This window comes from bacterium (assembly GCA_016124905.1).
Taxonomy (GTDB): domain Bacteria; phylum Pseudomonadota; class Alphaproteobacteria; order Rickettsiales; family RI-342; genus RI-342.
In genome coordinates, this window is record WGMV01000006.1 from 34,466 (window position 1) to 55,992 (window position 21,527).

A 21,527-nucleotide genomic window follows, 5' to 3' on the forward strand; every position below is an offset into this window, starting at 1 on the left:
TCTCCTACTTCGCCATCAGCTTCACGGCCAGCGCCGCGGCATCGGTCGCCGCCAGCGTGCTGGGCGAGCGGGTGATGAGCGATGTCTGGTTACGGATGGCGTCTTTCACCTTCGGGTCGCGCCGGATGACGGCGGCCAGCGGTGGTGTGAAGCGTAAAAAATTCGCGCAGGCCGTGCTGATGGCGCCGTAAGTTTTCTCGCCTTCCTTCTTGTTGCCCGCCTGGTTCACCACCACCTGAATATCTACATGCGGGTGCTCGCGCTTGCACAGCTTGATGAAGGCATAGGCATCCGTCAGCGAGGTCGGCTCGTCGGTGATCACCATCACAAGGCGCGACGCCATGCCAGCCAGGAAGCGCACATGGCTTTCCACCCCCGCGCCCAGATCCAGCAGTACCACGTCATAGTTCGGGGCGATCTTATACAGGTCCCGCCCGAACTGGCGCATCCTGTCCAGCCCCACATTGTTCAACAGGCCCGATCCGCTCCGCCCCGCGATCACGTCGAAGTTCCCCTCGTCATACTGCGTGATGCAATCCTTCAGCTCGGCCTTGCCCTGCATGTAGGTGTTTAGGTCGCGCGTGGGGGTAATGCCAAGCTGCACATCCACGTTGGCCAGCCCGATATCGCCGTCGAACAGCAGCACCCTGCGCCCCGAGCGCGAGATAAGGTGCGACAGCGTTGCCGAAAGCCACGTCTTGCCGACGCCGCCCTTGCCGGAGGCGATCGCCACCAGATTATTCGGCGTGCGAGCCGTTGCTGGCGGAGTGGAGAGTTCCATCGTCATGGCGCTACCTTTTGGGTTACATTGCTGTGGAGAAGAATTTTGGCCAGCCGTTCCGGCGTCACGGGGTCGAGCCCGTCCACCGCGCCCGCATGGCGGCTGAAATGGCTGAAGGCGAGGTTGCCCGCGTGCGCCGCCGTCAGGATGCCGCCATAGCGCCGTGCCGTGTCGATTTTGGTGACGATCAGCTTCTGCGTGCCGAGATAGGCGAAATTGCTGGCGATATCCGCCGCGTCCAGCCCGTCCATGCCCGCATGGCACACCAGCACGGGCTCAATGTCGTGGCAGCTGATGAACTGGCCGAGCGTTTTCAGCTCATCGGTATCGTAAGGGTTATATCCCGCCGTATCGATGATCACCGCATGGCGCGGCACCAGCTTGTCGATGGTGGCGGCCAGCTCCTTCGGCGTTTCCGCCACATGCAGGGTGAGGCCGAGAATGTCGGTAAAGGCCTGCAGCTGTTCGATGCCGCCGGCCTTGTGGCTGTCGGTGGTGATGACGGCGATGGGGATCTTCTTCAGCATCGCGCTGGTCACCATTTTGGCCACCGTCATGGTCTTGCCCACGCCCGGCGGGCCGATCAGCATCACCGGCGTCTCGCCCGGCAGCAGTTGCACGGGGTCGTAATCGAACGCCTGCGCCAGCAGGGTCAGCACCAGCTTGCCCGGGTTTGTGCCGTTCAGCCGTTCCGCCTGGCCGATAAGCTGGCGAATCAGATAGCCCGGGCAGTTATGGTAATTCAGCACCTTGGAAAGCGCCCTGAGCGCCTCCAGCTGCCCGTCATGCATGCCGACAGGGTGGGGTTCCGGTTCGGGTTTTGCCGCCGGTTTGGCTGCTTTAGCTTTGGCTGCTGCTGCCTTGGTGGCCTTGGCCAGCTTCTCGGGAATGGTTGTCTGCATCGCCGCCAGCAGCGCTTTCGCCACATCCTCTGCCGTCTTGTCGGTAATGGTTGGGGCGGCGGGCTGTGGCGTGGCCACCAGCACCTCGTCATCCTCGCTGGCTTCCAGCGCGGCCACCACCTGCACGCCGCCGCCGCCCGGCAGGCGCGTGGTGGAAATAATCACCGCGTCATCACCCAGACTCTCGCGGATCTGCTTCATCACCTCATTCACCGAGGCCCCATGAAAATTCTTTACCCGCATACAAACCTATCTCCCTAACCCAATTGCCCCAGGGTTTTGATTTTTGCCTTCGAGTGAACCTCGTTTTGCGACAGCACCACGATACTCGGCCGGAAGCGCTCGATGATCGAGCGCACATAGGGCCGTACCATGGGGCTGGTTAACAATACGGGCATGGAGCCCTGCATGGCAAGCTCGTCGAAAATCTTGCGTACGCTGCCGATAAATTCCTGAATTTTGCTCGGGGCCATGGCCAGCTGCCGGTCCTCACCGTTGCCGGAAAGAGACTTGGCGAATTCTTCCTCCCATCGCGGCGCCAGCGTCACCAGCGGCAGGAAGCCGTCATTCAGCGAAAGCTGGTGGCATATCTGCCGCGCCAGCCGTGCGCGCACATGCTCAGTGATCAGCACGATATTGCTGGTGGAGCGCACCACCTCGGCAATCGCTTCCAATATTCCCGGCAGATCGCGGATGGAGATATGCTCACTCAGCAGGTTCTGAAGCACACGCTGCAATGTGCCGATGGTGATCTGCGCGGGTACCAGGTCGGCCACCAGTTTCTGATGTTCCTTATCCAGGTCGTTCAGCAGTTTCTGCGTCTCGGAGTAGGAGAGCAGGTCGGCCATGTTATCCTTGATGACCTCGGTGATGTGGGTGGTGATCACTGTCGGCGGGTCCACCACCGTGTAATTCTTGAACACCGCCTCCTCGCGGTAATCCTCGGTGATCCACATGGCCGGCAGGCCGAAGGTCGGCTCGTGCGTGGCCTCACCGGGAATTTGGATTTTCTCGCCCGAAGGGTTCATCACCAGCAGCATGTCCGGCCGCACCTCGCCGCGCGCGCATTCAATGTCCTTCACTTTCAGCACATAGCTGTTGGCGGGTAATTGCATATTGTCCTGAATGCGCACCGGCGACATCACGAAGCCGAACTCACGGGCGATCTGCTTGCGCAGCGCCTTGATCTGTTCCGTCAGGCGGTGGCCTTTCTGGTAATTGATCAGCGGCAGCAGCCCGTAACCCAGCTCCAGCTTAAGCGCGTCGATATGCAGCACATTGCTGATGGGCTCCTCTTCCGGCTTGGCGGGCTGGGCGCTCTTGGCTGCGGTTTCCGCCTCGGCGACTTTTTTCACCTTGTTGGCCTGGTAAGAGAAAAAGCCGAACCCGCCGATGATGCTGGCCAGAATCAGAAACGGCGTGGCGGGCAGGGCGGGAATCATGGCCATGGAGGCCAGCACGCCCGATGTCATGTACATCGTCTTGGGATTGGCGCTTAATTGCTCAAATACCGCCTTATCGGCGGAACCTTTCGTGCCCGCCTTGGTCACCAGCATACCCGCGCCGATGGACACCACAATGGCCGGCACCTGCGCCACCAGCCCGTCGCCCACCGTCAGGATGGTGTAGCTGTTCAGCGCTTCTTCAAACGTAATATCCCGCTGCACCATCCCGATGATCATGCCGCCGATGAAGTTGATGAAGGTAATGATGAGGCCCGCGATGGCATCCCCGCGCACGAATTTGCTCGCACCGTCCATCGCCCCGTAGAAGGTGTTTTCATCTTCCAGGTCCTTGCGGCGCTTGCGGGCCGTTTCCTCATCGATCAGCCCGGCGGATAAATCGGCGTCGATCGCCATCTGTTTGCCCGGCATGGCGTCCAGGCTGAAACGTGCCGATACCTCGGCGATACGGCCTGAACCTTTGGTGATCACCACGAAGTTGATGAGGGTAAGGATGGCGAACACGATGATACCCACCACCACCGATCCGCCCATCACGAAACTGCCGAATGCCTGGATGATATGCCCCGCCGATTCCGGCCCCTCATGCCCGTGCGAAAGGATCAGGCGTGTGGAAGCGATGTTGAGCGAAAGTCGGAACATCGTCACCACCAGCAAAATGGTAGGGAAGGAGTTCAAATCCAGCGGCCGTTCCACGAACACCACCGTCATCAGCACCACCACCGAGCAGGTGATGGAAAGGCCGAGCAGGAAATCCAGCAGCCAGGTCGGCACTGGAAACAGCAGCACCGTCAGAATGCCGATAATGCCCAGGGCAAAGATAATATCGCCGCGAATAGGAAATTTCTTCAGCGCCTCACTGGCTGAAAAGGGAACTGGCAATGCTGCTTTCTGGGCCGTTGCCAAGTAATCGCTCCGTTCTGTATCTTCACCCGCCCCGGCCTGCGCGACAGTACGTCGCGCTTCAGCCTTGGGCGGTGTCCCATTGCGAAATCAAGGAGGATTTCGCAGGGGACGAATTAAATATTCGTACCGTCCTTCGCGGGCGGAACGGCATACCCATTGTCATTATACTCACGCAGCTTGTTACGCAGCGTGCGGATGGAAATGCCGAGGATATTCGCCGCCTGTGTGCGGTTGCCCAGGCAATGATCCAGCGTGCCGATGATGAGTTCGCGCTCCACGCTCTCCACCGTGCGTCCGATAAGCGGCACCGCCGCGCCGCTGCTGGCCGCCGGCTGTGGCGCGGGGGCGGGGGCCGGTGTCGGCGCAATGGCCGGGCTGATACTGTTGGCCGTAATATTGCCGGAAAGAAAGATCGCCTCAGGGCCGATTTCCGTTCCGCTTGCCAGCAGCACGGCGCGGTGCATGGTGTTTTCCAGCTCCCGCACGTTGCCCTGCCAGTGATAATTGAGCAGCTTGGTCAGCGCCGCATCGGAGAGCGGGCGCAGCGGCATGCCATTGGCTTTGGCGTATTTGGCAATAAAATGCTCGGCCAGCGGCTCGATATCTTCCTTACGCTCGCGCAGCGGGGGCAGATGCAGATTGATTACATTCAGGCGGAAAAACAGATCCTCGCGGAATTCACCCTTGGCCACCGCCTCCTGCAGGTCGCGGTTGGAGGTGGCGATGATGCGGATATCCACTTTCACGGGGCTGTTGCCACCCACGCGGTCGATCACCCGTTCCTGAATTGCCCTCAGCAGTTTAGCCTGCAGGCGAATGTCCATTTCGCTGATCTCATCGAGAAACAGCGTGCCGCCGTTGGCTTCCTCAAACTTGCCGATGCGCCGCGCCACGGCACCCGTGAAGGCGCCTTTCTCATGGCCGAATAATTCGGATTCCATCAGGTTTTCCGGAATGGCCGCGCAATTGACCGACACCAGCTTTTGCGTGGCGCGGCGGCTTTTCTGGTGAATGATGCGCGCCATCACTTCCTTGCCCGTGCCGGACTCACCGGTCACCAGCACGCTTGCGTCGGATTTGGCGACCTGCTCGGCCAGTCCGATCGTCTTTTTCATCGCATCGGAGGTGAACACCACATCATGATCTTCCGAGGCAATCGCCTCAAACACCGCGGCAATCAAATCCGCCTCCGGCGGCAGCGGCAGATATTCCTTCGCTCCCGCGCGGATGGCCTGCACCGCGTCGTCGCTGGTGGCGTTGAAGCCGCAGCCCACCACCGGCACGCAGATGCGCTCCTGCTCGAGCGATTGCACCAGCTTGGCGATATTATCCTTCACATCCATCAAAATCAGGTCGGCGCTTTTGCCGCCGCGCAAAATGTCCAGCGCTTCGTCCACACCGCCCGCCTGCATCACGCGCGCCCCACGGTCCCGCGCGATTTTGCTGGCTGCGATGAATTGGCCTTCCAGCTCGCCGATGATAAGCAATTGCATAGTCTAGCCCTCTATCACGATGCTTTCGCTAACGGTTTAGGTGAAACATGGTATTTCAACGGCGGCAGGATGGTCGCCAGCGCCATCTCAAGCTTGCGCGGGTTTTCCTGCCGCGCGATGGAAAGGATGCCCTCCAGCTGGATATGCCGCACCAGCAGTTCCTCGTCCGTGTTGCGTTCCAGCTTGGTTGCCAGCGGTATGAACAGCACATAGGCCAGCAGCGCGCCGTAAAGTGTGGTCAGCAGCGCAATGGCCATCGCCGGGCCGAGCTTGCTCGGGTCCGACAGGTTGCCAAGCATCTGCACCAAGCCGATCAGCGTGCCGATCAGCCCCATCGCCGGGGCGATGTCCGCCGCCTTGCGGAAAATGGACACCCCCTTGTTATGCCGTTCGGCGAGCGAGTGGATATCCTGCATCAGCAATTGTTCCACTTTGTCGGGTGCCACATTGTCCACCACCATCGCCATGCCTTTTTCCATGAAGGCGTCCAGCGTGCCTTTGGCGATGTTGTTCTGCAGCGCCAGCAGGTTGTTTTTGCGGGCGTGCCGTGCCAGATCGAGCATGGATTCCGCCGTTTGCAGCGCATTGTAATGCGGGTACACAACCGTCTTTCCAACCAGCCCCGTGGCGCGGAGCATATCACCCAGCGTAAAACAGGCCGTGGTCACCGCCAGCGTGCCGCCCAGCACCAGCAGGGCGGAGGCCAGGTCGAGATAAGGGGCAAGGGCGCCGTTTTCCAGAATGGCGGCCGCCACGATGCCAAGAGCAAAAAGAATGCCGAAGGCGGTCGCGAGGTCAAAACGGCGTTCGGGAGCTTGCAGGGACATGCTAGACGTTCTTGTCGCTTTTGATGATTTCCGTCATGGTGATGCCGATACGGTCTTCCACCACCACCACCTCGCCACGTGCGACCAGGCGGTTATTCACGAGGATGTCGATCGGCTCGCCCACCTTGCGGTCCAGCTCGATCACGGCCCCGCGGCCCAGCTTGAGCAACTGGCTCACCTGCATCTGCGTGCGGCCCAGCACTACCGACACCTGCACGGGGATGTCATACATCGCCTCCAGGGTCAGGTTGCCTTCCGTTTCCATAATGTCGCTCATAAGGGCTCCTCTCTTGACCGTGACAGTTTACACGCTCGTATGTGGTTGAACAGGGGTTTCTGATGCCGTTGCGGATTCCATTGTTTCGGCTGTCTCGGCTGCCGGATGGTTGCTGGTTTCTTTCGCAGCACTTGCGGCCTCGCCTTCGTCGGCATGCTTGAGGATGGCCGCGATCTCCGCCAGGATGGCATTGCTGTCGCGCACCACATGCCCGTGGTTCCAGTCAATCGCCGCGTCGCCGTCGCCCAGTGCGCTGTCGCCCGTGCAATGAATCTGCCCTTTGAATCCGCTTTCCTTGGCCAGTTTCTCGCATACCGGCTTCATCATCTCCACCAGATCCGGCGTCACGCGCACGCGCAGCTCGGGCAGGGCGGTCTGCGCCTCCAGCACGTTGGAGAGCATGGGAATAATGGAGTCCAGCGGATAGCGCGCAAGCGCCGCGCCTGCCAGCTTTTTGGCAATGCCAAGCGCCAGCCGCAGCACATCCTGCTGTTGGGATTTCGTATGTTCCATTGCCTCGCCGAATGCCTGCATCAGCTGCAGGTTCAAGGCCTGGGTGGCGGCTTCCAGTGCATGGTGATGGCGGGTAACGGCCTTTTCCACCGCTTCTTTCATTTTCACTTCATATTCGGCCTTAGTCTCTGCACGGCCCTGTTCCAGGCCCTTTTGCGTGCCTTCTTCCAGCCCGGCATGCTGGCCCGCGCTGTAGCCTTCGTCATAGCCGCGCTGCGCGGCCTCTTTCACCTCTTCGTCGCTGATAGGCGGTTTTTCAAGCAGCGCAGCCTGTTCCGCCTCATGCATCATCTGGCGTTTGGATTTGAACAGCGGCTGAAAATGCGCCGCCTCCTCGGCTTCCTGAAAACTGCCCACCACCACGCCGGCCAGCTCGCGGTGGTCGCGGTCGTTGATGGTGCGGAAGCTGAATTTCTCAAAACGCATAAGCTCTCAATTCATCAGTAGATAAGTTGGTCTTCGCCGGACGTATCGGCAATCACGATCTCGCCCTTGTTGGCCAGTTCCTTGGCCTTCATCACAATGGCCATCTGCGCCTCGTCCACATCTTTCAGGCGGACAGGACCCATCGCCTCCATATCCTCCTGCATGATTTTGGCCGCGCGTTCGGACATGTTGGAGAAGAACAGGTCGCGCAGCGCATCCGATGCGCCCTTGAGCGCCACGGCCAGCTTGTCCTTGTCGATGCCGCGGATGAGCGTCTGGATGCCCATCGGGTCGATCTTGGTGAGGTCCTCGAAGGTGAACATCAGCTGGCGGATGCGCTCGGCCGCTTCGTTGTCGCGGTCCTCCAGGTGAGTCATGAACTTGGCCTCGGTGGATCGGTCGAAATTGTTGAAGATCTCTGCCATCACCTCATGCGTATCGCGGCGCTGGGTTTTGGCGAGGTTGGACATGAACTCGTTTTTCAGTGTGCGTTCCACTCCATCAAGCACTTCCTTCTTCACCGGCTCGATTTTCAGCATGCGCATGATGGCTTCCATGGCAAAGTCATCCGGCAATTGCGTCAGCACGCGGGCCGCATGGTCTGGTTTGAGTTTGGAAAGGACAAGGGCTACCGTCTGCGGGTATTCGTTTTTCAAATAGGCCGCCAGCAGTTCCTCGCTCACGTTGCCGAGCTTGTCCCACGTGGTGCGGCCGGCCGGACCGCGAATATCTTCCATGATCTGTGCCACCCGGTCTTTACCCAGCGCTTTGGCAAGCAGACGTTCGGTGGAATCATACGTGCCCACCACCGCGCCGGTGCCGGACATATCCTCCACGAATTCGAGGAAGATCTTCTCCACCGAATCGTTGCTGATGCGTCCAAGGCTCGACATGGCGTGGGAGATGTCGCGGATCTCGTCATCCGTCATCATGGAGAACAGCTTGCCTGCGCTTTCCTCGCCGCAGGCCATCATGAAGATCGCGGTCTTCTCGAGCCCGGTGAGTTTGCGGTAATCTTCAAGCTTCGGCGCCATGATATCCGTTCCTATTTATCGTTGGTGAGCCAGCCGCGGAGCACGTTCAGCGCTTCCTCGGGGTTTTTGTCGATCAGTGCCGTCACGCGGCGCATCGAGGAGGATTTGATGCCGCCCTCGATCCCCATGATGCTGACGAGCGTATCGTCTTCCAGCATATCGTTCATGGGCTGCCCATCGGGGCCGATGGGCACGCCGCGCTGGTCGGTCAACTGCCCAGCCACCTGGTTGCTTGGCAGAAGCGCATTGACGTCTTCGGGCTCTTCTTCGGTGAAGGTCGTCGTCTCAATCGCGCGGTTCACCAGCGGACGGATAACCAGCAGGATAGCCAGGATAGCCACAATCCCGAGGATGGCCGTCTGCAGAATATTGTGGAAGTCATCCTTCAGCCAATCCAGTGAGGAGGGCGGCTTCATATCGTCCAGAGAGCCGGAGAAGGGCATATTAACGACCTGCACCATATCGCCGCGGTCGGCATCGAACCCGATGGCGGATTTCACCAGCTTGCCGATCTGCTCAAGCTCCTCGGGGCTGCGCTCGACATATTTCATCGCAGCGCCGTCTTCGCTTGCCTTCATCGTGCCGTTTACCAGCACAGCGACCGAGATTTTCTGCACTGTGCCGATTTCCTGGACCTGGTTGATCTCTTCTTTTGAGATTTCGTAATTGATGGTCTCGTCGCTTTTGCTCTTCTGGTTTTCCGTCACCAGCCCGGCATTTTCGGGATTGGGGTCGGGCAGGTTGTTTTTCACCGTCACGTTGGTGTCCTGCGATTTTTCTTTGCTCTGCTCTTTTTCGTCAATCGTCTGGGTGGATCGCGCAACCTGGCCGTCCGGGTTGAAATTCTCGGATTTTTTCACAATACGGTCAAAGTCGATATCGGCGGTGACGTTGGCCTTCACATTGCCCAGGCCGACCGTCTGCTCGAGAAGCTCCTCAATCTGCTTCTTCATGCGTTGCTCGTAACGCACGCGGTATTCATCAGCCTCGCTGGCGGCTTCGCCGATGTCATTTTCATCCAGCGCGCCGCGTGCAAGCAGCTTGCCGGTATTGTCCACCAGCGTAATGCGGTTGAGCTCAAGCCCCGGCACAGCGGTGGAAACGAGATGACGGATGGATTGGATTTCCTGCTTGGCCAGCGTCTTGCCGTTTTTCATGGTCACCACCACCGAGGCCGTCGGCGGCTGCATGTTGCGGGAGAAAAGCTCGCGTTTGGGAATCACCACATGCACGCGCGCCTCGGAAATCGGGTCCAGCGTGGCGATGGAGCGGGCGAGCTCGCCTTCCAGCGCGCGCATGTAATTGACGTTATTGACGAACTGGCTGGTTCCCAGCGCTTCGTTTTTATCAAAAATCTCAAAACCCACGCCGGAATTGGCATTGGGCATGCCCTGGCCCGCCAGTTGCACGCGGGTGCGGTCCACCTTGGTGTCCGGCACAAAAATCTGCGTGCCGCCGGCGCGTAATTCATAAGGAATCTGGTTTTGCTCCAGATAGGTGACAATGCCGCTGCTCTCTTCGGGCTTCAGGTTGCTGTAGAGCAGCTCCATCGGGCCGGTGCTGCTTCCGCGCATGCCCAGAAAAGTGAAAAACCCCAGCATCAGGGCCGCAACACCCCCGATAATGCCGAGTTTCATTGGGCCTAAATCTTTGATTTGCTGCAGCATGGCACCTTCACTTCGCATCCCTGTTGATACAGGATGTAGATGCTAAACTAACACTTGCGAAGTGAAAAATTCGTTAACAATAGGCAAAATTTGCCTAGTATTCGCATATTTTTTCGTGGGTCACATAAAAATTCTATAGGAATGCAATCTGTTGGAAAAATCATCAACAGATGAAAATTTTTTTAGCCTTGAAAAGCCTCGTCAAATATTTCCGTCAGGCCGTAAATCACCATCGGCAGAATCACCAGCAAAGGCAGAATTCCCATCACCCCGCCAAGGGTGAGGATGGCCATCAGCGTGAACAGAATGCCGAAATTATCCGCATTCATGCTGGTCACGGCCTTGCGGCTTGCACCCATCGCCTGTTTAAAGCCCATGCCGCGTTCCATGATCAGGAGCGGTGTGAAGGCAAACAGCGAGAGCACCAGAATGCCCGGTGCCAGAAACAGCACGGAGCCGACCATCACCGGTATGCTGAGTACAAGTCCTGCCAGAAACAGGTCTTTCTTCTTATCCTTCGCACGGGCCTTCAGCTCGGAAAGTTCAAGAAACTGCCCACGAGAGAACTTGGCGATATAGGTAAACAGAATGCCGTAAATCAAAAAGCCGATCGCAAATGCCGGAATCAGCCCGATATAAAAAGGAATCCTCACCAGCAGGGCGCACAACACCACGGTGATGATCAGGCCAATGCCCGTTGCCTTCAGCGCATGGGTGCTGGTACTGGCGAATTTCCAGCCGCCCTTGATGATCTGCTTGAGGTCCAGCGGGCCGCGATGCGCGGGCGCGCTGGCGGGGTAATGGTCAAGGTCGTTTTGAAAAAACTGCTGCAGTTCCTGATACTGGCTGGCAGGCAAGTGCGTCTGGCTTGCATCGGTGCGCACCAGTGAATTGGGTTGAAGGCTGCCGTTCTTGACCTTGCGTACCAGCCCGGCCATGTCATAGGGGCCCGTTTCCTGGCCTTCGTGCATGATATAAAACAGCATGTGCTTTTCCTCCTGAGTGGCAGCATAAAGGGAGGATGGTGAAGGAAGGATTACTCGTCCCGGCTCCGGTTCGAATTTCTAACCAAGCAATCACTAATTGCCGTTTGCGATCTAAATTCCGTCAGACCGGTTGGGCTGGCTGCTGCTGAAGGTGGCGAATCAGGCCGCGACGGTGGCGCCCTGTTTCACTTCGCCGCTTGCCTTGGTGATGGCGTCTGCCAGCGTGCCGAGGCAGGTCATGCCGCTCAGCGTGCGATGCAGGATCACGCAGCGTTTGTCGTGCTTGCTGCGCTCGCGCTTCACCAGGTTCTTGGCCGAAAGGCTGTCGATGGCGCGGCTCACGGCGGCTTTGGGGATGTTCAACTGCTCGGACAGCGTTTTGACGCTGTGCGGCGGTGCATCGATATAGATTTTCAGCAGAATAGCCATCTGACGCATGGACAGCTCGTCCAGGTCCTGCTCCAGGCATGCTTCATGCACCAGTTTCCAGAAGCGGAGTGCTTGCTGTTGCTGCGGCTGGCTCATCTACGTCTACCTCCCATAACGTTGTGCGAGCCATGCGTAGATGGCCCGCATTCCCATGGCTTCCCCGCCTTTTGGCCGTCCGGGACGGCTTGACTGGTTCCATGCCATGGTGTCAATATGCATCCATAGTTTTGCACGTTCTACGAATGATTGCAAAAACAAAGCAGCTAAAATCGCACCGCCGGTTCCATCATCGCCGGTTGAGTGCAAATCGGCAACAGTGCTATTCAGCCTTGTGCGGTAATCCTGCCATAGTGGCATAGGCCAGAGCGGGTCTTCCACCTGACGGGAAACAGCGGCCACCACCTGGGCTTCGGCATCATTGCTGCAGAACAGCGCGGGCATGTCGGTGCCAAGCGCTACGCGCGCCGCGCCCGTCAGCGTGGCAATATCCACCAGCACATCCGGCTTGTCGCGGTCGGCCTCGGCCAGCGCATCGCATAATATCAGCCTGCCTTCGGCATCCGTGTTGCCCACTTCCACGGTCAGCCCCTTGCGGGTATGGATGACGTCGCTGGTGCGGTAGGCATTGCCGCTCACGGCATTTTCCACGGCGGGAATCAGCACACGCAGCCGCACCGGCAATGCGTCGCTCATGATGAGATGCGCCAGCCCCAGCACCATGGCCGCGCCGCCCATGTCTTTTTTCATCAGCTTCATGCCGGAAGATGGCTTGATGTCCAGCCCGCCCGTATCAAAGCACACGCCCTTGCCGACCAGGGTGATTTTCGGATGTTTCTTGTCCCCCCAGGTCAGGTCGATCAGGTGAGGGGCCTCGGCGCTGGCGCGGCCCACCGTATGGATGGCCTCAAACCCCTGTTCCAGCAGGGCGTTGCCCTTGATGACACGAATGGCGGCCTTATGCTGCTTTGCCAGCTTCCTTGCCGCCTCGGCCAGATGGCGTGGCATCATGTCGGCCGGCGGGGTGTTGATGAGGTCGCGCGCCAGATACACGGCCTGCTTCATGCTGGAATCATCCTTGGGGATGCCCGGCACATGCAGGCGCGGCAGGGATTTGGTCGCCTTTTTGTACCGCGTGAAACGGTAGCTCCCCAGCTCCCATCCCTGCTTCAGTTTAAGCAGGTCATTTTTCTTCCACTGGTCCTTTTCCAGCCGGTAATCCAGCGCGGGCAGCTGAAGCGGTGCGTCGCCCAATGTCCACAGCGACGGCTGCGGGTCGGCCACCACCAGCGCCAGGGCGGGCCTGCCGGTTTCGTCCGGCACCATCAACGCCTGGCCCAGCGGCGGTTTTTCGCCCCAGAAGCTGCGCACCCACTGCTGGGTGGCGGCGGGCTGGCTGCCCAGCCAATGGCGGAATTGCGGCGCTTGAATGACATGCAGCGGGATCATGACCTGTCCGTATAATGATATTATCATCCATATATAGTATGAAAGCCCGGATTTGGCATCTGCGATGTGCGATTCTATCCGCATGCGGTGCGCCAGTGGAATTGAACAACCGCGCATGATGCGTTATGGCATAGATATACATAGGGAGTTCCATGACCAGCCCAGCCTCCATTGCCCGCCGTGGCATCATGTTCGTACTGTCGTCGCCGTCCGGCGCTGGTAAAACCACCATTTCCAAACTGATGCTGGCGGCGGATTCCAATCTGCACATCTCCATCTCCGTCACCACCCGCGCCCCCCGCCCGGGCGAGGTGAACGGCAAGGACTACATCTTCGTCAGCAAGGAAACCTTCGCCGACATGATCATGAACGGCGAATTTTACGAACATGCCAAAGTGTTCGACCATTATTACGGCACGCCCAAAAAGAACGTGCTGGACCAGCTAAGCAAAGGCCATGACGTGCTGTTCGACATCGACTGGCAGGGCACCCGTCAGCTGAAAACCACCGAGCGGCGCGACCTGGTGAGCGTATTCATCCTGCCGCCTTCCATCGCCGAGCTGGAGCAGCGCCTGCGCAAACGCGCGCAGGACAGCGACGACGTGGTGCGCGGCCGCATGCAGAAATGTTCCGACGAAATCAGCCACTGGGATGAATATGATTACGTCGTGGTCAACCACGATATCGACGATGCGCTCAAACGCGTGATGGCCATCCTCCATGCCGAGCGCGTGCGCCGCACCCGCCAGGAAGGACTGGTCACCTTCGTCGATGGGCTGATGACGGAATTCAACGCGCCGAAATAATCAGGCCGATGCCTGCCCAAGTTTGCCATATGCCCGCGCCAGCAGCTCAAATTCAGGTACGCTTAGGGTTTCGGCGCGGCGGGTGCCGTCTATCCCTGCATCGGCCAGCAGTTCCTCCACCGGCACATTCAGCGATTTCAGGCTGCTGCGCAGCATCTTGCGCCGCTGGCCGAAGGCGCTGCCGGTCACGCGTTCCAGCCATTCCAGCGGCAGGGACGGAACCGGCATTTTCGGCGTCACCACCACCACGCTCGACATCACCTTGGGCGGCGGCACAAAGGCCCCGGGCGGCACATCAAAGGCGCGCGTCACATGGCAACGGTGCTGGCACAGCACGCTGAGTCGGCCGTAATCCTTGCTGTCCGGCGCGGCATAAAGCCGTTCCGCCACTTCCTTTTGAAACATCAGCACCATGTTTTCAATGGCCGCGCCCGCTTCGATAAGACCGGTGAGAATCAGCGTGGAAACATTGTAGGGCAGGTTGGAAATCACGGTGATGCGCTCGCCGAATTCCTGCCAGTTCACGCGCGTGGCATCGCCCATGCGCAACTCCATCAACCCGTGGCTCTGCTCGGCGATTTCGCGCAGCAACGGCTCCAGGTCGCGGTCTTTCTCCACCGCGATGAATCGCTTCGGTCCCGCATCAAGGATGGCCCGTGTCAGCCCGCCCGGGCCGGGGCCGATCTCCACCACAGTTTTCTCTTCAAGCCCGCCTGCCGCGCGCACGATTTTGGCGAGCAACTGCCCATCGAGCAGAAAATGCTGGCCAAAGCTTTTCTTTGCCCACAACCCATGCTGCTGCATATGGTCGCGGATGGAGGGAAGCTGGCTCACGGTTGCCCACGCACTTCCAGCAGCGCGTCGCGTCTCAGGTTGCGCAGCAGGCGCAGCGCCTCAAGCCCAAGCTTCTTTTGCAGGATCATCTCGCGTACGCGGTTTTTATCCACCGCCGTGGAGCGCGCTTCAATGCGTTCGCACACCATCAGCACATGCACGCCGAGTGGGCTGATGAAGGGTTCGCTTGGGGTGCCTGTGGCAAGCGGAATGACGATGGGTTTCACCTTGGGATCCAGCTCGCGGATCTGCATGCGGCCCAGATCATGCACATTGGCGCCCAGCGTGTTCTCACCCGCCGCTTGAAGCGCATCGCAGCTGGTCACGTCCTTCACCATCGCCTTGGCTTTTTCCATCTGCGCGGCCACGTCCTTTTGCGAAGCGTCCGCCGCCACAGGCAAAATCACCTGGCGCAGCGCCACTTCCGTATCACTGGGGTCCGCCTCCAGCATTTTACGCTTTTCGTAAAATTTCAGCACATGCACGCCCGCGGCCGTGCGCACGGGGGCGGATATCTGGCCCGGCTCCAGATTCTCCAACGCTTTTGCGATATCGGGGTCCAGCTGGCTTGGGCTCACCCAGCGCGTGCCGTCCTCTTCCGTCGGGCCGCCGGAAACGCTTGGGAACTGTTTTGCCAGCTTGCTGAAATCGGTCCCTTCCTGCAATTGCTTCACCAGGTCGGCGGCGAGCGCTTCGGGGTCTTGCTCGCCTTCATTCGGGTTGGCATTGGCTGGCACCAGCAACTCGCCGATGCGCCATTCATCAAAGCCGCGTTCATTGGCGATGATCTCCACCGCCTCCTGCAATTCACCATCCGAAACCTGAAGGCGCGGCTGCACGCGGGTGAACAGGTATTTGCTCCAGGTCATTTCGGCATCCATCTGCCGCTGCGCCGTGGCCGGGCTCAACCCGTGGTCCTTGAACCATTGCTTCAGCTCGGGCACTTCCTTCTGCTGGCTTTTGGCAAGAATGGCCCAGCCGCCTTCGCGCTCGCGCTCGGTCAGGGATACGCCCTGTTTTTTGGTTTCCTGGCGCATCAGCGTTTCATCCACCAGCTTCTGAAGCACCTGCTTACGCAACCGGCTGATGCTTTCGTCGTCCGGTTTCATGCTGGTCAGCGCCAGCGTCATTTTCACCCGTTCATCCACATCCTGCGTGGTGATGATATCGCGGTTCACCAGCGCCAGCACTTTCACAGTATCGGACGTGCCGCCGCTTTTTGCGGGCGCCTCGGCCTCAGTGGCGGGCCTGGCGGCTTGCTTGGCCTTGGCATCCGCATGCTTCATCGGAACCAGCGCCATGATGCACATGGCAAACAGCAGCGTAGGCAATAAACGTCGCAGCATAATGGGCCTCAGTTCAGGTTCTTCAGGAACAGTTTGACGGTGTAAGACGTTGACGGCTCAAGGTCGCGGTCACGCGCATAAATGCGCGATGCCTGCCCGATAACCGTGACGCACTCATTCTGATAGGCCAGACCTAGCCCGTTGGCAACCCAGCGTTCGTCATCCAGGTCGCGGTAGGAGTTGGCGAAAAAGCGCCATTCATCGGCAAATTTCCAGCTGACATTCCCATATATCTCCTCGCTTTCGCCGAAGAGCGGGTTCTCGATAAAGTCGTTATAAGCCAGGTGCGCGCTCAGGCCTTTCCAGTTGAAGTCGAGCAGCACCTCATTGCGGGTGAGTTTCAGGTCGTCCTTGTCCATGCGGAAGCCATAGGTCACGCCGACCATGCTGTTTCGCAGTGATACACGGCCTGTGTAATCCGACCAGTGTTCCGTCGGCCCGGTGCTGTAATAAAAGAACGGGTCCGGCTCCACCAGGTAGCTTTGCCCGGCGCTGGTTTCGATATCCCAGTCATTGACGATATTCGTCGCCGTGCGAAACCCATACGTCACGCGTGAGCCGGATTCGATGCGGTCATACCCGCGGCTGCGTTCGTCGCTGAAAATCGTCGTGTCGGAAAGCTCCGGCAGCAACCCGTCTTCATTGGGAATATCCTCCGGGTTCACGCCGCTCGGCATGGCGACAACATCCACAATTGGCTCAATCAGCGTGGTCACATCCCCCGCGCTGGCCAGCAGGGGGTAGCGCCACATAAGCGATGCCTTGGGCACCACGCGGCCATTGGCCTGGTCCTCGCGCGGGCCCCCATTCACGCTGAGTTCCGGGGTGTAGTAACCGTCCGCGCGCACGCTGGCCTTGGCGTCAAAGCGGTTGCCGCTATCCGTGATAAAGCTTTTTTCCCAGCCCGCCGTACCGCTGATCCGATTGGTGTCATTGCCGTCGCGACGGGAAAGCGACAGAATATTGCCCTCCAGCCGCAGGGTGGAATCCAGAAAACTCAACGGCACCACATGCTCGCCCTGAATCAGCGGATGAATGACCGGCACCGCCGTATCCACGCTGCCGGTACGGAAATCCTGGAATGCAAGCAGTTCGGCGCGGGCGTAACTTTCGTCATATTGCCCGTCGCCGATACCTTCCAGCCAGGCATTGCTGGTCAGCAGCGGGTCATAAGAGATTTCATAACGGCGCAGGTAGGTGTCGTCGGATGTATAACGCGCGTTGAAGCCGGTTTTCCACACGTCGTTGAACCTGAAATCCCCGGTTCCTTCAATATGCCCGCGCAGTTCATGTCCCGGCAGAACCTGACCGCTTATATCGTCGCGCCGCACCGGATTGGTGATGCTGCCGCGCAATTCATAACGGCCCATATCCGTCATGTGGCGGAACTCGCCTCCCAGAATCGGGCTTTCGTTGGAAGCTGTAGTGGGCGTGATGGTGGCATCCATGTTCGGCGCGATGGACCAGTAATAAGGCACGCTGATCATCGTGCCGAGCTGAGAGGACACCTTGTAGCTCGGTGCGAGAATGCCGCTTTTGCTGCCCGAATCGGGCGAAGGATGCGAAAGATAAGGCGTGTAGAAAATCGGCACGCCGAGCACTTCCATCCGCGCGTTGCGGTAGGTGATGCGCTGCTCCTCGTCATCCTTCGTCACGCTGCTGGCCTTCAATTGCCACAGGGGGGATTCCTCCTCGCCCGTGGTGGCATCCGTACAGATTTTGCAGGGCGAATAAACGGCCTTCTTCAGCTTGGTCACCGAATCGCTGACCTTCTCACCCTCATTCGCCGCCATCATGGAGTTGTCGATGAATCGGGCGCGCAACTGGTGAATGATGCCGCGTTTCAACCCGTCGCGCAGTTCCACATGCTCGGCGAAGAACACGTTGCCGTCCGGCTCCAGCATGCTGACATTGCCGCTGGCGCGCACCGCGCCGCTCGGCTCATGGTAGGCCACACGGTCGGCCCTGAGCACGCGCTTGCCCTGCACAATCACCACATTGCCGACCGCCGAGGCGATCTGGCTGGTCTGGTCGAAATGCATGCTGTCGGCTTCGATATAAACCGGTTCCTTGCCTTCGGCGGGCGTCTGGGCGGCGGCTTCGGCCTCGCTGCCGACCGATTCGCGCGCCTGGGACAGGGGGGATATCAGGCAACAAAAAGCAAATGCCAGCATGGCCATTCGCCATGCCGGTTTCACGCAAGCCCTGAACCATGCGCCAAATGCCGTCACACTCTCCCCAGTAAGGTAAGCATTATTTAACAAAATCTGGTATAAAAAGCGAGTTTTTATCTACAGATAGTGGTTCGCCTGGTCGGGCCGCCATAAAGCCGTTCCAGGCCGCTAAAAAGCGCCGAAACCTACGCATTTGCCCATAAAAATGCCAGTGAAATAGGAAGAAATTTTTATGAAGCTGCCAGGCTGACCCTAGCCGTCTTCCTGATGGAGCAGGGTAATAACCCCCACCACGGTCGCCACCGAAGCGATGGACCACGCCGCCAGGGCAGGCGGCATCGTGCCCGAAAGCGCCAGTGCGCCAATCAGGTCGGAAAGGAAATACACCCCAAACCCCACGCTCGCCCCGGCGATGATCAGCATGCCCGTGCTGCCCACGCGCCGGTATTTCAGCGCGAATACGGCGCCCACCAGCACCATGGCGCACATCAAAAGCGGCATGGCCATCAGGCTGTACCAGTAAAGCCGGTGGCGCTGCGCGGCAAAGCCGGATGCCTCCATATTGCGGATGAAGGTGGGCAATGCCCAGAAGGAGAGGGTCTCCGGCGGGGCGAAGCTTTCCTGGATCTGGTTGACGGTCAGCCGTGTAGGCAGCGTCACCTTGGGGTAGCGCAGCGCCGTGGTTTCCGGCGCGGTGACAAGCGCCTCGTCCAGCAGCCAGTAGCCATCGCGCAACTGGGCGGATTGCGCATCCACGCGCCGCAGGAATTTATCCTCATTGCCGAGCGTGAAAATGATGACGTCAAACAGCCGCATATCTTTGGCCGAAACCCGCAATGCATGGATGATGGTATCGGCGCCTTCCAGTTTGCCCTCGGGGTCCTCCTCATGCTGGCGAAGCCACAACCCGGAGGTGGAAACCGTCAGCAGGCTGGTGCGGCCTTTAAGATAACGCGCCTCCAGCTGCTCGTAGCGCAGCAGCATGGTGGAGGTCAGCGGGCTGAGCGCGCCGATCATCAGCACGCAGATGGAAACCGCCACCAGCAGGCTCGGCGTGATGAACTGCCAGGCGGAAATACCCGCCGAACGCGCCACGATCAGCTCGCGCGAGCGCGTAAGCCGCGAGAAGCAGAGCATCCCGCCAATCAGCACCGCAAAGGGCAGTACGCGCTGCGCCATGCTTGGCAGCTTGAGGAAGGAAAGCTGAAGGATGATGCCGGTGGTCATTTCTCCATGTTCCGACCCGCGGCGGATCAGCTCCACCGTATCGATTACCAGGATAAGGCCCATCATCACGCCAAGCACCATCAGCAGGCTCAGCAGAAACTGCTTGCCGATATAGCGATAAAGGATGAGGGGAATCGAAGCCATGTCAGCCTGTTTTCTTCATCAGATAATGCCAGGGCAGGGCCTGCTTGTGAAGCGCCTGCAGGCCGATCAGGCTGCACACAATCAGGTTGATATACATCAGCGGAATACCCCAGCTGTGCTTGACCGCGTTGCTTTGCAGCACGATAGCCAGCGCAATCACTCCGCAGCCGACGACGGCCGCCACGATCAGCTTTTTGATATTGCCGCGCCGGTTGAATTCGCCGCACAGGATGGTCGCTGCGCCCATCAGCACCAGCACCATGTTGTAAAACGGCCAGGTCAGGCGTTGATGCGCCTCGGCCGCATAACGCAGGCGCAGGTCGTCCTTCGTGTTGGCGGGCGGGTTCAGCAGCTCATGCACAAACATTTCCTGCCCCTCGCGTTCGCGCATGTCGCTGGTTTCGGTATACATGCTGAGGTTCAGCGTATAGCGGTCGAAATGCAGCAGCGAAAGCTGACCCGTGTCGCGGTTCACTTCCTGCCGGTTGCCGTCCTGCAAAATGAATTGCGGCCCCTGGTCGGTCTTCACCAGGTAGCCCTGGCGCGCCATCATGGTCACCGGCTGATGGCCGCTATTGTCATGCACCAGGATGCCACGCAACACGCCGTCCGGCTCGCGCTTGCGGATGTAGACCATCATGTTCGGCACCGGGTTGGAGAACACGCCCTCCTGCAACAGCAATGAGGCATAGTTATTACGGATGAAAAACTGCATATCCTTGAATTCGCGGTATGATACCGGCTGCAATATAAGCGTGAAAAGATAACCAGCCGCCGTCATGGCTGCCGCCACCATCAGGGCTGGCTTGGCCAGTTGCATCATGCTGATGCCCGCGCTCTCCAGCACCACCAGCTCGGATTCGCCCATCATCCGGTTATAGGCATAAAGCGTGGCGCAGAACAGCGCCACCGGCAGCACCACCGAAAGCAGGGATGGCATCAGCAGCAGCGTGAGATACAAAAACAGGCTGATGCTTAGGCCCTGATTGACGATAAGATCAATGAAACGCAAGGACTGCGCCAGCCAGACGATACCCGTCAAACTGAGCGTGATGAACAGCGTCGGCCCGATCATGTTGCGGGCGATGTAGCGCACATAGCAAAGCATGGACGGGACTATAGCGCTTCACTGTATTTTCGCCACGCCGAATTAAAAAGAAATGCCATGTGCCTAGTGTAAGAACACAGCCGTGAGCGCGGCGCGCATGCCGCTGTTTCATTGCGCAGCTTGCTGCGCAGGAAACATCGCAAAAAGTCTGGAGCGCGCAGCGCGAGCCAGCAAAAGCCTGCTAAACATTAGGCCTTGCCTAATGTTTAGCTGATCCCAGAATCATGATCATCTGCGAACCCTCGAAACGGGGTTCCATCTCCACCTTACCGGCTTCGGCCGTGTGCTCGCGCACCTTGCGGAACACTTCCACGCCGAATTCCTGGTGGGTGATCTCGCGGCCGCGGAAGCGCATGGAGACCTTCACCTTGTCGCCTTCTTCAAGGAATTCGTTGATCTTGCGCAGCTTGATCTCAAGGTCATGCTTGTCGATCGTCGGGCGCAGCTTGATTTCCTTGATCTGCACAATTTTCTGCTTCTTGCGGGCCTCGTTGGCCTTTTTCTGAAGCTCGTATTTGTATTTGCCGTAATCCAGCACCTTGCACACCGGCGGCGCTGCACCGGGAGAAATCTCCACCAGGTCAAGCCCGGCGGTCTCTGCCGCGCGGATTCCCTGAGCCAGGGGAACAACACCAATCATTTCACCATCTGCGCCGATCAAGCGGATTTCCCGAGCCGTTATCTGGTTATTGATACGCGGTTCGTTGCTATTCTTCTTCTCGAGCATGGTTCTCCTGC

The 21,527-nt window shown here is 59.0% G+C and carries 19 protein-coding genes; 1 reads left to right on the forward strand and 18 read right to left on the reverse strand.

From position 1 onward, the window contains the following. Positions 1 to 4: 4 nt before the first annotated feature. The 12 genes from GC177_01445 to GC177_01500 form a co-directional block, all read right to left on the reverse strand. Positions 5 to 787, reverse strand: a complete 783-nt coding sequence (locus GC177_01445) for an AAA family ATPase (protein ID MBI1274618.1) — start codon at positions 785 to 787, stop codon at positions 5 to 7. Continuing rightward, positions 784 to 1,926 carry a hypothetical protein gene (locus tag GC177_01450; protein ID MBI1274619.1) on the reverse strand — a complete coding sequence of 381 codons (1,143 nt, stop codon included), beginning with the start codon at positions 1,924 to 1,926 and terminating at the stop codon, positions 784 to 786. The genes GC177_01445 and GC177_01450 overlap by 4 nt, the downstream gene beginning before the upstream one ends. Before the next feature lie 14 nt (positions 1,927 to 1,940). Further along, entirely contained in the window at positions 1,941 to 4,052 is a 2,112-nt protein-coding gene (flhA, locus tag GC177_01455; GenBank protein MBI1274620.1) for a flagellar biosynthesis protein FlhA, read from the reverse strand. Between the two features lie 113 nt (positions 4,053 to 4,165). Beyond that, the gene (locus tag GC177_01460; protein ID MBI1274621.1) at positions 4,166 to 5,545 is read right to left on the reverse strand and encodes an AAA domain-containing protein; all 1,380 of its coding nucleotides are present in this window, start codon (positions 5,543 to 5,545) and stop codon (positions 4,166 to 4,168) included. Positions 5,546 to 5,559: 14 nt separating this feature from the next. Further along, positions 5,560 to 6,372, reverse strand: a complete 813-nt coding sequence (locus tag GC177_01465; protein MBI1274622.1) for a flagellar motor protein MotA — start codon at positions 6,370 to 6,372, stop codon at positions 5,560 to 5,562. A gap of 1 nt (position 6,373) precedes the next feature. Next, entirely contained in the window at positions 6,374 to 6,649 is a 276-nt protein-coding gene (gene fliN, locus GC177_01470; protein MBI1274623.1) for a flagellar motor switch protein FliN, read from the reverse strand. 27 nt (positions 6,650 to 6,676) lie between these two features. Beyond that, entirely contained in the window at positions 6,677 to 7,588 is a 912-nt protein-coding gene (locus GC177_01475; GenBank protein MBI1274624.1) for a hypothetical protein, read from the reverse strand. Positions 7,589 to 7,602: 14 nt separating this feature from the next. After that, positions 7,603 to 8,622, reverse strand: a complete 1,020-nt coding sequence (gene fliG, locus GC177_01480) for a flagellar motor switch protein FliG (protein MBI1274625.1) — start codon at positions 8,620 to 8,622, stop codon at positions 7,603 to 7,605. An 11-nt stretch (positions 8,623 to 8,633) separates the two neighbouring features. Then, a complete protein-coding gene (gene fliF, locus GC177_01485) occupies positions 8,634 to 10,307 on the reverse strand; it encodes a flagellar M-ring protein FliF (protein MBI1274626.1) in 1,674 nt (557 codons plus the stop codon). Positions 10,308 to 10,471: 164 nt separating this feature from the next. Next, positions 10,472 to 11,275 (reverse strand): hypothetical protein, encoded by an 804-nt coding sequence (locus tag GC177_01490; protein MBI1274627.1) that lies wholly within the window; start codon positions 11,273 to 11,275, stop codon positions 10,472 to 10,474. 159 nt (positions 11,276 to 11,434) lie between these two features. Then, complete coding sequence (locus GC177_01495) at positions 11,435 to 11,800, reverse strand: MarR family transcriptional regulator (GenBank protein MBI1274628.1); 366 nt, start codon at positions 11,798 to 11,800, stop codon at positions 11,435 to 11,437. Between the two features lie 6 nt (positions 11,801 to 11,806). Next, positions 11,807 to 13,177: a leucyl aminopeptidase family protein gene (locus GC177_01500; protein ID MBI1274629.1), complete on the reverse strand. Its 1,371-nt coding sequence runs from the start codon at positions 13,175 to 13,177 to the stop codon at positions 11,807 to 11,809. Between the two features lie 125 nt (positions 13,178 to 13,302). On the opposite strand from GC177_01500, the gene GC177_01505 reads away from it, so the two are divergent. Then, on the forward strand, positions 13,303 to 13,956 hold the full coding sequence (locus tag GC177_01505; protein MBI1274630.1) for a guanylate kinase: 654 nt from the start codon (positions 13,303 to 13,305) through the stop codon (positions 13,954 to 13,956). On the opposite strand, the gene rsmA is transcribed toward GC177_01505, so the two are convergent. The 6 genes from rsmA to GC177_01535 form a co-directional block, all read right to left on the reverse strand. After that, complete coding sequence (rsmA, locus tag GC177_01510) at positions 13,957 to 14,760, reverse strand: 16S rRNA (adenine(1518)-N(6)/adenine(1519)-N(6))-dimethyltransferase RsmA (GenBank protein MBI1274631.1); 804 nt, start codon at positions 14,758 to 14,760, stop codon at positions 13,957 to 13,959. 26 nt (positions 14,761 to 14,786) lie between these two features. Further along, the gene (locus GC177_01515; GenBank protein ID MBI1274632.1) at positions 14,787 to 16,136 is read right to left on the reverse strand and encodes a hypothetical protein; all 1,350 of its coding nucleotides are present in this window, start codon (positions 16,134 to 16,136) and stop codon (positions 14,787 to 14,789) included. Positions 16,137 to 16,144: 8 nt separating this feature from the next. Beyond that, the gene (gene lptD, locus GC177_01520; protein ID MBI1274633.1) at positions 16,145 to 18,316 is read right to left on the reverse strand and encodes an LPS assembly protein LptD; all 2,172 of its coding nucleotides are present in this window, start codon (positions 18,314 to 18,316) and stop codon (positions 16,145 to 16,147) included. Between the two features lie 246 nt (positions 18,317 to 18,562). Beyond that, the gene (lptG, locus tag GC177_01525) at positions 18,563 to 19,681 is read right to left on the reverse strand and encodes an LPS export ABC transporter permease LptG (protein MBI1274634.1); all 1,119 of its coding nucleotides are present in this window, start codon (positions 19,679 to 19,681) and stop codon (positions 18,563 to 18,565) included. 1 nt (position 19,682) lies between these two features. Next, the gene (gene lptF, locus GC177_01530) at positions 19,683 to 20,789 is read right to left on the reverse strand and encodes an LPS export ABC transporter permease LptF (GenBank protein MBI1274635.1); all 1,107 of its coding nucleotides are present in this window, start codon (positions 20,787 to 20,789) and stop codon (positions 19,683 to 19,685) included. A 199-nt stretch (positions 20,790 to 20,988) separates the two neighbouring features. After that, positions 20,989 to 21,516, reverse strand: coding sequence for a translation initiation factor IF-3 (locus GC177_01535; protein MBI1274636.1), 528 nt, complete (start codon positions 21,514 to 21,516; stop codon positions 20,989 to 20,991). Between the last annotated feature and the right edge of the window lie 11 nt (positions 21,517 to 21,527).

Excerpts from the sequence above, each read along its gene's own strand:
- lptF (MBI1274635.1), bottom strand. The coding sequence starts at position 20,789 with ATGCTTTGCTATGTGCGCTACATCGCCCGCAACATGATCGGGCCGACG.
- GC177_01465 (MBI1274622.1), bottom strand. The coding sequence starts at position 6,372 with ATGTCCCTGCAAGCTCCCGAACGCCGTTTTGACCTCGCGACCGCCTTC.
- GC177_01505 (MBI1274630.1), top strand. The coding sequence starts at position 13,303 with ATGACCAGCCCAGCCTCCATTGCCCGCCGTGGCATCATGTTCGTACTG.
- rsmA (MBI1274631.1), bottom strand. The coding sequence starts at position 14,760 with ATGCAGCAGCATGGGTTGTGGGCAAAGAAAAGCTTTGGCCAGCATTTT.
- GC177_01500 (MBI1274629.1), bottom strand. The coding sequence starts at position 13,177 with ATGATAATATCATTATACGGACAGGTCATGATCCCGCTGCATGTCATT.
- GC177_01495 (MBI1274628.1), bottom strand. The coding sequence starts at position 11,800 with ATGAGCCAGCCGCAGCAACAGCAAGCACTCCGCTTCTGGAAACTGGTG.
- GC177_01445 (MBI1274618.1), bottom strand. The coding sequence starts at position 787 with ATGACGATGGAACTCTCCACTCCGCCAGCAACGGCTCGCACGCCGAAT.
- lptD (MBI1274633.1), bottom strand. The coding sequence starts at position 18,316 with ATGGCCATGCTGGCATTTGCTTTTTGTTGCCTGATATCCCCCCTGTCC.
- GC177_01490 (MBI1274627.1), bottom strand. The coding sequence starts at position 11,275 with ATGCTGTTTTATATCATGCACGAAGGCCAGGAAACGGGCCCCTATGAC.
- fliN (MBI1274623.1), bottom strand. The coding sequence starts at position 6,649 with ATGAGCGACATTATGGAAACGGAAGGCAACCTGACCCTGGAGGCGATG.
- lptG (MBI1274634.1), bottom strand. The coding sequence starts at position 19,681 with ATGGCTTCGATTCCCCTCATCCTTTATCGCTATATCGGCAAGCAGTTT.
- fliG (MBI1274625.1), bottom strand. The coding sequence starts at position 8,622 with ATGGCGCCGAAGCTTGAAGATTACCGCAAACTCACCGGGCTCGAGAAG.
- GC177_01515 (MBI1274632.1), bottom strand. The coding sequence starts at position 16,136 with ATGCTGCGACGTTTATTGCCTACGCTGCTGTTTGCCATGTGCATCATG.
- GC177_01450 (MBI1274619.1), bottom strand. The coding sequence starts at position 1,926 with ATGCGGGTAAAGAATTTTCATGGGGCCTCGGTGAATGAGGTGATGAAG.
- GC177_01535 (MBI1274636.1), bottom strand. The coding sequence starts at position 21,516 with ATGCTCGAGAAGAAGAATAGCAACGAACCGCGTATCAATAACCAGATA.
- fliF (MBI1274626.1), bottom strand. The coding sequence starts at position 10,307 with ATGCGAAGTGAAGGTGCCATGCTGCAGCAAATCAAAGATTTAGGCCCA.
- GC177_01475 (MBI1274624.1), bottom strand. The coding sequence starts at position 7,588 with ATGCGTTTTGAGAAATTCAGCTTCCGCACCATCAACGACCGCGACCAC.
- GC177_01460 (MBI1274621.1), bottom strand. The coding sequence starts at position 5,545 with ATGCAATTGCTTATCATCGGCGAGCTGGAAGGCCAATTCATCGCAGCC.